The 14,175-nt window shown below is 43.9% G+C and carries 8 protein-coding genes; all 8 read right to left on the bottom strand.

Annotated features, from left to right (window positions below; genetic code table 11):
• Nucleotides 1-4 precede the first annotated feature (4 nt).
• The 8 genes from VYM24_RS00505 to VYM24_RS00470 all read right to left on the bottom strand — a co-directional run bounded on the left by VYM24_RS00505 (nt 5) and on the right by VYM24_RS00470 (nt 14,169).
• Complete coding sequence (locus tag VYM24_RS00505) at nt 5-934, bottom strand: ROK family protein (protein WP_299088111.1); 930 nt, start codon at nt 932-934, stop codon at nt 5-7.
• Between the two features lie 26 nt (nt 935-960).
• Nucleotides 961-2,589: a Tat pathway signal sequence gene (locus tag VYM24_RS00500; RefSeq protein WP_291548762.1), complete on the bottom strand. Its 1,629-nt coding sequence runs from the start codon at nt 2,587-2,589 to the stop codon at nt 961-963.
• A 14-nt stretch (nt 2,590-2,603) separates the two neighbouring features.
• Nucleotides 2,604-4,214: a sulfatase family protein gene (locus VYM24_RS00495; RefSeq protein ID WP_299088108.1), complete on the bottom strand. Its 1,611-nt coding sequence runs from the start codon at nt 4,212-4,214 to the stop codon at nt 2,604-2,606.
• A gap of 13 nt (nt 4,215-4,227) precedes the next feature.
• On the bottom strand, nt 4,228-6,225 hold the full coding sequence (gene hepC, locus VYM24_RS00490) for a heparin-sulfate lyase HepC (protein ID WP_299088106.1): 1,998 nt from the start codon (nt 6,223-6,225) through the stop codon (nt 4,228-4,230).
• 16 nt (nt 6,226-6,241) lie between these two features.
• Nucleotides 6,242-7,531 carry a DUF4995 domain-containing protein gene (locus tag VYM24_RS00485; protein ID WP_291548757.1) on the bottom strand — a complete coding sequence of 430 codons (1,290 nt, stop codon included), beginning with the start codon at nt 7,529-7,531 and terminating at the stop codon, nt 6,242-6,244.
• 123 nt (nt 7,532-7,654) lie between these two features.
• Complete coding sequence (locus VYM24_RS00480; RefSeq protein WP_291548756.1) at nt 7,655-9,421, bottom strand: RagB/SusD family nutrient uptake outer membrane protein; 1,767 nt, start codon at nt 9,419-9,421, stop codon at nt 7,655-7,657.
• Nucleotides 9,422-9,447: 26 nt separating this feature from the next.
• The gene (locus VYM24_RS00475; protein ID WP_291548755.1) at nt 9,448-12,654 is read right to left on the bottom strand and encodes a SusC/RagA family TonB-linked outer membrane protein; all 3,207 of its coding nucleotides are present in this window, start codon (nt 12,652-12,654) and stop codon (nt 9,448-9,450) included.
• A 378-nt stretch (nt 12,655-13,032) separates the two neighbouring features.
• A complete protein-coding gene (locus VYM24_RS00470; protein WP_425286671.1) occupies nt 13,033-14,169 on the bottom strand; it encodes an aldose epimerase family protein in 1,137 nt (378 codons plus the stop codon).
• Between the last annotated feature and the right edge of the window lie 6 nt (nt 14,170-14,175).

Below are 14,175 nucleotides of genomic sequence, written 5' to 3'. Positions count from 1 at the left end.
TTGTTTATAGAATTAGTGATGCTGCACCGATAAGACCGGCTTTATTGCCCAATTCGGCAGCCACAATCTTGGTATTCAGGGCACAGTCTGCTATTACGTGCTTTTTGACTACCGTCCTTATTTCCTCTAAATAGAAGCTGCCGGATTCTGCAACACCTCCTCCTATCACAATCCGTTGGGGACTGAAGATATTGACGAAGCCGGCAATTCCTCTGCCCAAATAGTAAAAGTGTTCGTTCATGCACTCGACAGCGAGCGGGAAATCTTCATGATACAGGCGAACAATCAATTCCCCGTTTATTTCCGTATCAAATCTCAGATTCTGCTCTTTCGCCAATGCGCTAAAACGTCTTGTCAAGGCGGCAGTCGAAGCATAATGTTCCAGGCAACCGATTGCCCCGCAGGCACAACGTTCACCGTTGGCAATCAACGGTACATGTCCCAACTCCGTACCCCGGTTAGCATATCCATTGAACAATTTACCATCAATGATGACAGCTCCGCCGATACCGGTTCCCACAGTCAGAAACACCACATGAGTACAACCTCTTCCTGCACCATATTTCGTTTCTCCCAGTCCCATCAGGTTGGCATCATTTCCAACAACTACCGGTAGATTCATCTGTTTCTCCATAAGGGAGGCTACATCTATATTTTCCCAGCCGACAATATTTTCCGCACCTCCCAGTACGATACGGTTTGTTTCATCTACAATTCCCGGTGTGCCGAGCCCTATGCCCAGTACGGTCCAGTTCTGTTTTGCAGCTTCATCTTTCAGTAAGGTGGTAGCCTTTATCAACTGTTCCATCACTTTTGCAGCCGAAGCAGAAGCAAAAGAGGGTAATTTTCCCTCAAAGAAAGAATTACCCGCTTTATCTACCAAAGCATATTTTATAGATGTGCCACCTAAATCAATGCCAATTGCGTATTTCATAATTTATTACATCAAATAAGGAAACATTATGTTCTTTCCACCCATATAGGAGAACTCCATGCCCATTGCTGGTCACGCTGGCGAACTCTGATATAGTAATAGTCCGTATCTCTTTCGGGTTCAGTGTCTTCCATATAATGTTCAACCATAAAGCAACTTTCCGGCATTGCACGGTTGAATAGAATAGCTTCACTAAGCCATCCGATCATGAAATGGGAGCGGGAACCTTCCAGAAGTTCGCCCAGTGAATGTTCAAACTTCTTGCCGTTGAACTCTGCTGTAATCATACCGTCTTTAGGCATAGTGACATCCAGAATGACGGCCTGCATGGCGGGAGTGGTGGTGTTCGGATTCTTGGAGCTGTACATATCCAACTCCGTATCCTTGTCCGTAACAGACACAATACGGTTGACCTTTGTTTCAAACTCGGGTTCTCCCGGTTGCGGAGAGGTGAAGGCAGCGCCACGGAAGCAAGGTTCCACAGCATTGATAGTTCCTTTGCTGATAGATAGTTTTCCTTGCCAATGTACATACTGCTCTTCACGATTCCATCCAAATTCAATCTTTACCTTACAACGTACCATGTCTCCTTCCGGCATTTCGGGCAACAACGGACCACTTAAACGGGCTATGCATTTCCGATTCTTGACAATGTCTATGTAATCGATACAACTGCCGCCTTCCACATTCAAATAAATACGGCGACTGTTACCCCGTACCACGTCGCCCGGAAAAGCGTCGTTCAGACGAAAATCTATATTGATCTTATCACCGGTAGCGCAACAAACATGACGGTTCTTCATGGCATCCCAGATCTTATCACGGGTCAATGACTCTGCCAGTATGCCTATACGCCCATCACCATAACTGCCCGGATATCCGGCGTGCTGGTCTGTCGAGCCCATAATACCGAATTTCTTGCCTTGCTCCAATCCACATTGAATTGTACCTTCCCATTGGCGAGGTCCCATATCATGCAGATAATTATAATCGCCCTGATCGCTCTCTGCCAATCCATGGCGGGAATACATCTCTACGAACGGAGTCTGGTCTCCTTCCGTAAAGAAGTTCCAGTTATATCCGCGGTAGCCCGTCTGGTAACCCATGTGATGCGGAGTTATAAATACTTTATGTCCGCGGGCTTTTTGTTTCCAGTCTTCAATGGAGTTACATTCCACCAACGGTGCATCCAAGTCATAGTTCAGGGCCACATGATCTCCATGTTCCATGCTGTGTGCCTCATAGCCTACAAAGGCAAGAAATTCTCCTTCCTTATTGTACTCATTGGTCATGGCTACGTATTTCTCATAGCCTCCCTCGCTCAAACGCTTGAAAGCACCGGTATGATAATCAATTACCCACTTCAGACGAGGATCATCTGCTCCGGGTATGTCAGGCCACATAGCATGTGGAGTGACAGATACAAAATCCAATTGCCCCTTGGCGGCTTCGAACGCAGAACGCATGTCGCCATGACCGTAGGTTATGTTACAGTGGTTATGTAGATCTCCCCAGAAATATTTCAGATTACTGGCAGAGGGCATAATTTTCTTTCCTGCGGCAGTTCCGCGCTGGCATGCGGACAATAAACTACCGGAAACTGCTAATCCGAGAAAGGACCAGCTTGTATTCTTTAAAAAACTTCTTCTATCCATGGTATTCATTTAGATTATCTATTTTTCATCAATCGTCTGTCACCTTTGAACAGCTCATTTACCTTTTCATCCGGATCATCATCCTTATACTGCTTTTGAGTTTCTTTCAGCTGTGACATCAGTTCTGTCCGTTTGTCGGCATATTCCGGTTTGTCAAACACGTTATTCAGTTCATTCGGGTCATTCTTCAAATCGTACATTTCCCACTCGTCCACATCATTATAGAAGTGAATCAGTTTAAAATCAGCTGTACGAATACCATAATGTCTTTTAACCGAATGTTCCGCCGGATACTCATAATAGTGGTAATAGGCGGCTTTTCTCCAACCTGCCGGTACTTTTCCCTCGTTATCCAAAATCGGTTTGAGCGACTGGCCTTGAATATCGGCGGGTATGTCTACTCCGGCAAAATCCAGCAAAGTGGGAGCAAAATCTACATTCATGGCAATGGCATTCGAAACACTGCCACTCTTGATAGCCTTTGGGTAGCGGATGACCAGCGGCATACGCTGACATTCCTCATACATGAAGCGTTTGTCGAACCAACCATGTTCGCCCAGGAAGAAACCTTGATCCGAAGTGTAGATAATGATTGTATTGTCCAATTCACCGATTTTTTCCAGATAACTGAGTAACCGCCCTATATTTTCATCCACAGCAACAATTGTTGCCAGGTAATCCCGCATATATTGCTGGTATTTCCAACTGATCAACTCTTTACCTTCCAGTTTACCACTGCGATACTCGGCAATACGCTGGGCATATACTGAATCCCACTTATCCTGTACATCAGCCGGCATGCGTTTGTAGACCTGATAGAGGCGATTGGTTGTATCTTTCAGCATTTCTTCACGAGTCAGTAATTTCAGATCCCAGTCATTGGTCAATGTATGTTCAATAGACATATCTTGTTCCCTGGCAGCGGAACCTCTTCCTTCATACGTATCGAAGAGTGTAGCCGGTTCAGGAAAAACGGTATTATTGAACATACCCAAGTGGCGGGGGGCAGGCATCCAGTTACGATGCGGAGCTTTCTGATGGTACATCATGCAGAAAGGCTTGCTTTTGTCTCTGTGTTCCAGATACTCGATGGCCTTATCCGTGATAATATCGGTAGCATAGCCCTGTTCTACAATCTGCTTTCCGTTCTCATTGAAATCGGGATTATAATAATCCCCTTGTTCATGTTGTCCGGTCAAGATGCACCAATAATCAAATCCCTGAGGCTCGGTGATCAGATGCCATTTACCGATAATCGAAGTTTGGTAGCCTGCGGACTGTAGCAATTTGGGAAAGGTCTGCTGATTGCCGTCAAAAGTACTGGCATTATCAGTGAATCCATTGATGTGGCTGAATTTGCCCGTCAAGATACAAGCTCTTGACGGGCCGGATAAAGCATTGACCGCATAGCAATTGTCCATACGAATACCTTCATTGGCAATCCGATCCATATTGGGAGTTTGCAAGAGGCGTCCGCCGTAGCATGACATAGCCTGCGTAGTATGGTCGTCTGTCATCATAAAGATAATGTTCGGACGTTTCACCTCCTCTTTGGCCTTATTGGAGCTGCAAGCGGAGACTCCGATGGCAGTGAGAGGTAAAAATAAGTATGATAAGCGATTCATAATAAAAGTCTTCTTATAGTTTATACTCCAATTGACGTTTCTTTCCATCAACAGATATCTCTATTTTCACTCCATTCTCATCAAACTTCTTATTCAGGAATTTAGCCTTGAATGCAGGAAAAGAAGCTGCATTTTTCGAAGGATAGATAATGGTTATGTAGCGTACAGCTTCCGAATCCTTTTTGTCCACATCAAAAGCAACTGAAGTACGGGGTACACGTACGCGATAAGCAGTTGAACGCCATCCCTCTTTTTCTCTTATCGAAGCTTTCTTTTCGGCAAAGCATTGTAGTTTCATATTGCTCGGTCCGTCGTAAGCGGTGGTCAGAATATGGTTCTTTCCATCCACATTCACAGTACCTTCACATAAATGATAATTCAGATTCACTGTTCCTTTTGCGTCTCCCACAGCCTCATCGACAATGACAAAATAAGATTGGTCTACAAAGAAGACAGAACGTCTGTGCTTCAAACCCTCATAATGAGGATTCTCCGTCACCAGGATTTGTTCATTACCTTCGGGTTGCCAAAGTTTGGTAACGGATTGTGTAGTCTGCAAGTTCTTCTCATCCAGTGTCAGGGTATTGTGTGAACTTGTCCGGCGGAACCAGTTGCGAAGTTTCATCACTTCATCATCACCGGCATAGACGTATGAACCGCTATCCGGAAAGAGATTCCGACCATTGAACCAAAGCTCAAAAGTTCCGTTATCCGGTTGACAGTGCCATTCACCTTTGGGACCGGCCTTTACCACCATTACAGTAGCATCTTGTTTCCAACCGTTTCTGAAAGTAAAGAAGCCGGAAGTCAGGGCTCCGTGAGAAAGGTTGGGTAGGGGGGAACCTTCACGACCTTCAGTAGCATAATAACGAATCCAGTCACAATCCGGAAACAGTTTGAGCCAGTCTTGATAATTGCGGATTTCTGCCGGGCGGTCTCCCAGTTTTGCATCACTGAAACAAGGATTACTGTAATCCGGGAAACAGATATTAGCGTAGAACTCAATCATATTTTTCACTGTATTCACGTATTCGGCAGGAAATTCCTGACGGAAACCATTGACGTCTGCCATACGCAGGGCCTTGCAGAAGATATTGATTGCCGCCAAATGATAGTGCGGGTCCAGTTCATATTGACCGCCGTCCGGGTAAACCTGCTTTTTTATTTCACGGTTCAAAATGCTTATCCCACTTTCTCTCCATCCGGTTGCCTCTTTAAATTCTGGGAAAAATACGCCTGCATACACCATACGCTGTGCTTCGAACAACAAATGGTTGCCCTGATCGGAGTAATTGCCCAAAATGTGTAAGGCATGCCGATGGTAATTAATAAGGAACTCAGTCAGGAACTCCGGAGTAAAAGCCTGTGAGGGAATAAACAATAGAAATTGCAGTGTCTGATCCTGCAAACGATTGCTCACTTCCAGCGGACGCCATGCAAAGCGTACATTCTCAGCATTTCCTTTTACTTCACCTGCACTGACAAGTTCGTATTCTTCTTTCTCTACGCTTGTCAGAGGATTCTTCTTAATCCAGTCCATATATTGGTATGCCCATTCTTTGGCATATTTCTCATCCCCTGAGATTCTATATGCTTTTCCCATCGGGGTGAACCATTTATGGCGATGCAACTGCCAGCGCAACTCGTTGTCCTGTACCGGCCAATATTGCCAGTTGATGTCTTTACCGTAATTATAGGAAGGCTGATATCCTTTGTGCACAAAAAATGTATGTTCCAAGGCATCATCCGCCCATTTTTGTTCTTCCTTTGATATTTTGATATTCTTCAGATTAATATCAGGATGTCCTATGCCGGTACGTTGGCGGTAATAGTCCAATAAAGCCTGAGCCGCTTTATCCCATTGTTGTTGGGCGCATGCAGCCTTTACTTTCTCCAAACCCGGATAATCCAGGTTCAGTAAATCAAAGGCTTCCTTCCGCAGTTGCTGCGCTTCCGCACTTATGGCGACCAGCAAAAGAGCCAGGCATAAAAAATACTTTGCTATTTTCATGGTATCTTAATTTCGTTTAAAGCGATTTATAATCGAGTCCTTTTACCTGCATATACCGGGCTAATGCTTCGAGGTAATAATAATCGGCATAATTGATAGGAGTATCAATTTCGGAGCCATTAGGCAACGAACCTGTAGAGTGCATCAGGATAAATCCCTGATTCGTACCAACCTTTGCCAAATAAGCATCGGAAGAAAGAGATTTTAGTAGCTTTTCTGCATAATCAAAATATACTTGTCCGTCTTCTACCAAAGTGCTGAGTTCTATCAAAGCAGAAGCAGTAATAGAGGCCGCAGATGCATCACGGGGTGTTTCCGGGCTATTCGGTGCATCATAATCCCACAAGGGTATTACATCCTCAGTCTTTACGCGAGTCATAATCAACGTTGCAATATCTTTGGCTTGCTGCAAGAAGGCCGTATCTTTGGATTCACGGTAGCAAGAGGTATATCCATATACTCCCCAGGCTTGTCCGCGTGCCCATGACGAATCGTCATTTTTTCCCTGATGGGTACATTTCATTTCTACGCTGCCATCATTATTGTAACTGACTACATGATAGGATGAATGATCTGCTCTGAAATGATTCTTCAATGTTGTCTCGGCATGTTTCAATGCGATTTCCTTATACTTGGAATCATTGGTAAGATGGCTTACGTAAAACAGCAGGTCCAAGTTCATCATGTTATCAATAATTACGGGGAAATTCCACTTCCCGAAATCCCAGGAGCGAATAGAACCTATGGTCGGATCAAAACGGCTGCATAAATTATCGGCTGTTTGCACCAATGCCTGACGAACGCTGTCGGCGGGAGCCAAGCGATATGCATTGCCATAACTGCAATTCATCATAAATCCGATGTCGTGTGTACCTTTATAGTTTTTTACGGGATACAAATAATTCGTGAATTTCACGGCATCGTTCTTTAATCCTTCAATGCCGGTCAGTTGGTACGCATACCACAAGTTTCCGGGGAAAAAACCACTTGTCCAATCATAGATGGAAGAGCAATATCTGCGGCTTCCCAGAGCATCCTTCACGGGTTTGACCCGTAAAGAGTCTTTGAAGGTTGCAGGATCTCTTTGTAACTGACTACAGAGAAAATCCATATCGTATCCCGTCCAGATGGAACGGGGCAACAAGACTGAATCTCCTACATCAGCCACTGTTTCTTCCAGTTGTTGCACGGAAGTATCTATTGCTTTTTTCAACCAGTCATAATCTTCCTTAGGTTGACTGGATGAACAACTGGAGAAACCTTGTAGTGTAGCAACTGCGTAACAAAATAATAAAAATTTCTTCATAAATATATGTATATTCTATAGGTTATATTTGCTCAAATTATCATCCTTGTATATAAGGATGGAGAAAGTATAAACATCTTACAATTTCTCCATCCCTTGTCAGCTCATACTTAGGAAATGGAATTACTCAAATCCCGGATTATTTTCACCGTTCAAAGCTGCATTCGACTGAATTTCAGCCAATGGAATCGGATAAAGTTCATGCTTTCCTGTGGTAAAATTGTGGCCTGCTACGTAGTTGGATTTAGCCCATTTCACCGCATTCCAATCTTTACGTGCAGCATCCGTTATATATTCATCAGGTCCTGGGGTCCATGATTCCATATAGTTTTGGGCGGCTTTTAAAGATGCTTCCAGAATGCCCCAGCGCAGTAAGTCATATTTGCGTTGACCTTCGTAGCAAAGTTCAAAAGCACGTTCCCAATACAAGGCTGTACGGAATTTGCCGGCATCGTCACCATCCGGAATGAATGGTAAATCGTACAACTTCGGAGCCTTTAACAAGCTTGAATAATTAGCTGTACTTATAGGAGTAGCACCGGCACGGACACGAACATCATTCAATAATTTCCATGCTTCGGTTGTGTTACCGGTTTCGTTATAAGCTTCGGCTGCCATCAGAACTGCATCGGCATAACGCAACGGAGCATAATTGACACCCGTGTTATTGGGATCTACGAAGCCCGGAGCCATCCATTCTCTGCGCCATTTACCTGGATATCTGTTTAGATTTTTGTTGATATCGGCAGAAGTATGCGATTTTTCCTGAATTTCTTTATTTTTGTTCCACTTAATAGCATAGTCCACGAAATTCACGTCACGGCGTATATCTTTTATGCTTCCATCCTCATTTGACTCATAGAAAGACTTCCAATATGGTAGTACTACAAAGAAGGCATTGGCACGTCCCATATAACTGCTTGTGCCGGGGTAACTTCCTGGAGCATCTACCAGTGGTCCGTTGTAAGTTGCCCATACACCAGCATTATCCTTCAAACCTTGGTTGGGTTCAAAAGCAATTTCCCAAAGAGACTCCTGATTGTCCAATGTCAGTTGAGAATAGTTTTTGAACAGTTGTTCATAACCGCTTGCATAAAAATTATGATAGCCTTCTGCCTTCAAAGCTTCCCATTCCTTAATCACTGCTTCAAAATATCCCTTTCGGGCAGTATCGTCCGGACGGGTCAACTGACGTGATGAACGGTTCAAGCTATAGCCGGCACGTTGCAAATAGACACGCATCAGTAAAGTACGGGCAGCGCCGCTACAAGGTATTTCAGAAGATGCCACTTCACGACCGGATTTCAAATGCGTTTTTGCATAGTTCAAATCTTCGACGATCTGGTCATAAATCAGCTCACGGTCAGTACGAGGTTTGGATGTATTACCAAAACCATTCGTATATTCCGTGCTGAACGGTACATCACCAAAGAATTTCACTAGGTCAAAAGCTATGTAGGCACGGAGAAATCGAGCTTGTCCGTTAATTTCCTGTAGATTTTTGTTTTCTGCAAAACCCGGCATTGCCTCAATGCTGGCAATAGCTACATTGGCACGGTCGAGAGCCTGATAAGCACATCTCCATACACTGGCAATCCATGTATTGGAAGCGTTGTACAGATAGTGAGATATATCACGACGGGTTCCGTCCGAACCGGTTCCGCGTACCATGAACATATCGTCCGAACCAAAGAACGGCATGATATTTTGTCCATAATAGTCTGTAGTTTCAAGACAGTCGTAGATTCCGACTACGGCCATCTGGGCTTTTCCTTCTGTTACGAAATAAGTATCTTTCTCGTAGAATGAGCTGGGCTTTTCAGTTAGGTCACAGGAAGTAACCCCTACAAGCATCATTGCGCCAAGCGCATATATCATTTTGTTTTTCATTTTATTATTCCCTTTTTAAATTCTAATTAAAATGCTACGTTCACACCAAATACGAAAGAGCGGCTTCTGGGATAAGCACCGAAATCGACACCGGGCGTCAATGCACTGCTCATGGTAGATACTTCCGGATCGAAGCCGGTATAAGGAGTCCATGTAAACAGGTTGTTGCCCGTTGCGTACAAACGTAGTTTGGTCAGACCGATCTTGTTAATCATTTTTTTTGGGAAGGTATATCCTATAGTGATATTGCTCAACTTCAAATAAGAAGCATCTTCGATAGCCCAGGAATGAATGTAGGTGTTATTTGAACCGTTATCACCGAAATGAGCCACTGTCTTGCCCCGGTTCACTGCTGCCAGTTCTTCGGGGCTTGTAATCAGTTCGCCACTGGCATTGATGGTCACCCAACGATGAGCCTCATCGGCTACCGACAAAACGTTTTTATTGGTAAGGGCAGTCTTGGTATTGGTCAACTTGGTAGCATTCAGTACTTCGGCGCCATAACTATAAGTAAAGAAAATACTCAAGTCGAAATCCTTCCAACTGAAAGTATTGTTAATACCTCCATAGAAATCAGGAAGGGCATTACCGATGATGGTTTTATCGCTTTCGGTAATCTGGTTGTCTTCGCTGCCGTCCACGTTCTTGAATTTCCAATACCCCGGCTGGATATTCTTCTTGTCGCCATGATAAGGTACACCATCCTTCAATGTATAAGTTTTGGTTGTAGCGTCGTAATTGAAGTCTTCCACCTGATACAACCCGTCAGTTACGTAACCGTAGAATTGTCCCAACGGTTGGTTTACCCCAATTTGATGGGACGCCCCTGCACCGCTATAACCGAAGTTAGCCAGATACAACTGTACATCTTCGCCTGTCAGTTTCTTTACCTTATTTTTGTTGTGGGAGAAAGTAACTGAAGTGTTCCAAGTAAAATTTTTGGATACGATGTTTGCCGTATTGATAGTCAAATCCACACCCGTATTTTGAGTTTCACCTGCGTTGATAACCATACTGGTGTAACCGGAAGAGTTAGGTAACTTGGCATTCAGCAGCAAGTTGCTACTGCGATTAATGTAGAATTCCGGAGAGAATGTGATACGCTGGTTCAAGAAACCAAAATCCATACCTATGTTGAATGTCTTGTTTGCCTCCCATTTCAGATCGGGATTAGGTACTTGGCGGGAAGCATAGCCGGCTTGTGCACCGTTGCCATTGGCGGCAGTAACGGAACTCATGAGAGCAAGACTTTGGTAACTGCCAATACGATTGTTACCTGCAAGACCGTAACCGATACGGAATTTTAAATCAGAAAAGATTCCTAAGTCTTTGATGAATGCCTCTTCGCCTAAACGCCACGCGGCCGAGAAAGCCGGGAAGTAACCCCACTTATTGTTCTTACCGAACTTGGAAGAGCCGTCAGCACGAACCGAAGCGGTAAAAAGATATTTATCCATCAAATTGTAGTTGATACGTCCGAAGAATGAGAGCAGTTTATCATCGTAGTTTTCACTGGAAGTGGGAACTCCCGGAACACCCAGTGAGAGGTCACCTAAACCGATTTCATCATTTGGGAACTGGCTGGCACTTGCAGAAAAGCTGCGTGACCATCTTTCCACATATTCATGTCCGGCAATGGCTGTAAAGTCATGAATTTTGTTTTTCCAAGAATAGGTCAATACATTAGAAGTCTGGAAACTGCTGTTTTCTAAATTAGTAATCGAGCCTTGAATACTGGAACGCTTACCTGTAATAGACTCATCACCATAGAATACATCGTTACGACGGGTCTGATAACGCATACCTACTGTACTACGGAAAGACAGTCCTTTCAGCAACTTGATGGTAGCACCACCATTGGCCTGGAAAGTACGCCATTCCCTGTCGTTAAGTTCTTCTGCCGCTGAAATTAACGGATTCTGCATAACGTTGCCATTATCATCGGCTAATAGAGGATCTTCACCGTATAATAAATCTTCATCTACCCCCATAATACCTACTGTAGGACGATACTGTAAGATGTGTTGCATCTTGTTGAAGCGGTCGCCACCTTCCGATGTGCCCATACCTTCCACGCGCATTTGGTCGTAACTGATACGTGAATTTACAGTCAACCATTTGTTTATCTCATGGTTCATGTTGAATGAGATGTTGTGTTTTTTGCTGCCGCTGTACACCATAGCACCTTCTTCGTTATAGTATGAATAAGCCAGGCTGTAATTCATCTTCTCCGTCTTTCCGGATACGCCTACACGATAGTTCTGTGTAATAGCGTTACGCCCCAAGGTCTCATCTTGCCAATCGATACCCTTTCGACCATTATATATGGAAGCAAGATCACTGAACTTGCCATATCTTTCTTCCCATTTGGTCATACCATCGGCACCGGAATCTCCTGTACCCATTCTCCACAATGTACGTTCGTAATCCAATTTGGCAAATTCACCGGCATTAAGCACATCCAGTTTGTTCGCAATCTTTTTGACACCCACATAGCTGTCGAAGGTCACTGTAGCCTTGCCGCCTGATTTGCTACCATTCTTTGTTGTAATTACAACTACGCCATTGGCACCGCGAGCACCATAGATGGCAGTGGCCGAGGCATCTTTCAACACGTCGATAGTTTCAATTTCAGCGGGGTCGAGGGTAGCCATACCGTCTTCACTAGGGAAGCCATCAATGATGTAAAGGGGCTCGTTGCTTTGAGTGATGGAGATACCTCCACGTACACGTACAGAAATGGAAGCGCCCGGAGTACCTTCACTCTGTTGTACCATTACACCTGCCATACGTCCTGCCAAAGCTTGTGTAACGTCACTTACTGGTACTTTAGAAAGTTCTTTGCTGCTAACCGAAGTTACCGATCCGGTCAAGTCTCTACGAGGAACAGCGGCATAACCAATCACTACAACGTCTTCCAGCAATACGGCATCTGCCTGCAATGTTACATTAATAACACTCTGCTTGTTGACTTTCACTTCCTGAGGAGTCATTCCTACATACGAAAAAACCAATACATCCTTAGACGCATCATTCACTGTCAGTGAATAACGACCATCTATGTCTGTAACGGTACCAATACCGGCAGCTCCCTTGATGATGACACTGCCTCCAATAACTTCATATCCTTCACTGTCAATCACCTTACCGGTAACCGTCAGACTCTGCGCGTATGCAGTGGTGCCGACGAGAGCGAGGACAAACATTAAAACTGTTTCTTTTAATTTGAACATAATAAAAAAATCTAAGGTTTAACTTTAGAGATCATTTTGTGATGGCAAACATACGGCAAGTGTGAAAAAGAGTGAGAAAGTATTGTTTTTTATACTCCCATTTTTGCGTTTTCTCCATGCTAATATTGTTCATCTTAGGCTATTTTTGTGTAAAATATGCGCTACAAAGCTATAGGAGAGGGGATACGTATATGTTAAATAAATAGGTTGTATGTGAAATTAACAACTGAAAGGGCATTTTGACATCTCCGTATCATCTCCGTATCATCTCCGTACTATCTCCGTGTTATCTCTGTATTATCTCCGTATCTGCTCCGTATCACCTTCGTACTCTATGACACGGACTTAGTACGGAGTAGGTACGGAGCAGATACGGATCTAATATGGAGATGACATTTCAGGTTCTGATGAATTTTCAAACTTATAGACTGTAGTCTGTAGGTATGTTTCGCCCGGTCGCAATACTGTAGTAGGAAAATGGGATTTATTGGGAGAATCGGGAAAATGCTGCATTTCGAGGCAGAATCCATAATATTTGCCATATTTCCTATTGCCATGACCATTCAGATAATCCATGTTGGAGCTTGGAATATAGAATTGCATCCCGGGTTCGGTGGTATATGCTTTCAGTGTTCTTCCTGATGTGGGTTCTGTAACTATAGCCACTAACTCCAAAGTATTCGGACGTTTGTTTAACTTATAGTTGATGTCATAAGTCTTTTTCATGAGTCGGATTCGTTTTTCGGCGGTTTGAGGAGTCCTGAAGTCATACTCCGTTCCTGCTACTGCCTTAAGCTCTCCTGTTGGAACTCCAATTGAATCTACCGGAGTAATAGAGTCTGCATGCAGCATATATAGATGGTTCAGTACAGGCTTTTTACATCCGGTCAGGTTGAAATAACTGTGATTGGTGAAGTTCACAACGGTAGGCCGGTCGGTAGTTGCCGTATATTGCAGGATCACTTCATTGCGATTCGTTAGTTTGTAGGCAATTGACAAATTAAGATTGCCTGGAAATCCTCCTTCAAGATGAGGGCTTTTATAGGAAAAGACAACAACTGCCGTGTCTCCTGCTACATAAAAGGTATCTGTTTCGAAGACTTGAGTATTGAATCCCCGGCTTCCGCCATGAACTGAATTTCCTTTACTGTTCTTTTCAAGCTGAAAGACTTGGTTATCCAGGCGAAATTCTCCATGCCTGATCCTATTGGCAAACCTGCCTACGGTAGCACCAAATTTTGGATGTCTTCCCAGATAACTTTCTAAACTATCGAAGCCTAACACCACCTGTTCGAAGTTTCCCTTTTTGTCGGGCACAGAAACAGATGTCAGCGAGGCAGCAAAGTTGGTGACTTTGATAGCCATTCCATTTCTGTTTGTCAAACAGAAAAGCCGGAGGGATTTACCGTCTGCCTTAATCTGTGCGACTTCAGTGACAGAAAGGGATAATGGCTTAGTTGGTTTGCATGCCACTAACAAGGGCAGAACAATTAATAGAGTCCATGTACAATGCATTTTCAT

Source organism: Bacteroides sp. MSB163 (assembly GCF_036416795.1).
In the GTDB taxonomy this organism is placed as follows: domain Bacteria; phylum Bacteroidota; class Bacteroidia; order Bacteroidales; family Bacteroidaceae; genus Bacteroides; species Bacteroides maternus.
Note: the sequence above shows the minus strand (reverse complement) of the source record. Positions and strands in the feature narration are given on the sequence as shown.

What these genes read in the sequence shown, in the direction of transcription:
- VYM24_RS00485 (WP_291548757.1), bottom strand. Translation starts at nt 7,531, where the DNA reads ATGAAGAAATTTTTATTATTTTGTTACGCAGTTGCTACACTACAAGGT.
- VYM24_RS00495 (WP_299088108.1), bottom strand. Translation starts at nt 4,214, where the DNA reads ATGAATCGCTTATCATACTTATTTTTACCTCTCACTGCCATCGGAGTC.
- VYM24_RS00480 (WP_291548756.1), bottom strand. Translation starts at nt 9,421, where the DNA reads ATGAAAAACAAAATGATATATGCGCTTGGCGCAATGATGCTTGTAGGG.
- VYM24_RS00470 (WP_425286671.1), bottom strand. Translation starts at nt 14,169, where the DNA reads ATGCATTGTACATGGACTCTATTAATTGTTCTGCCCTTGTTAGTGGCA.
- VYM24_RS00500 (WP_291548762.1), bottom strand. Translation starts at nt 2,589, where the DNA reads ATGGATAGAAGAAGTTTTTTAAAGAATACAAGCTGGTCCTTTCTCGGA.
- VYM24_RS00505 (WP_299088111.1), bottom strand. Translation starts at nt 934, where the DNA reads ATGAAATACGCAATTGGCATTGATTTAGGTGGCACATCTATAAAATAT.
- hepC (WP_299088106.1), bottom strand. Translation starts at nt 6,225, where the DNA reads ATGAAAATAGCAAAGTATTTTTTATGCCTGGCTCTTTTGCTGGTCGCC.
- VYM24_RS00475 (WP_291548755.1), bottom strand. Translation starts at nt 12,654, where the DNA reads ATGTTCAAATTAAAAGAAACAGTTTTAATGTTTGTCCTCGCTCTCGTC.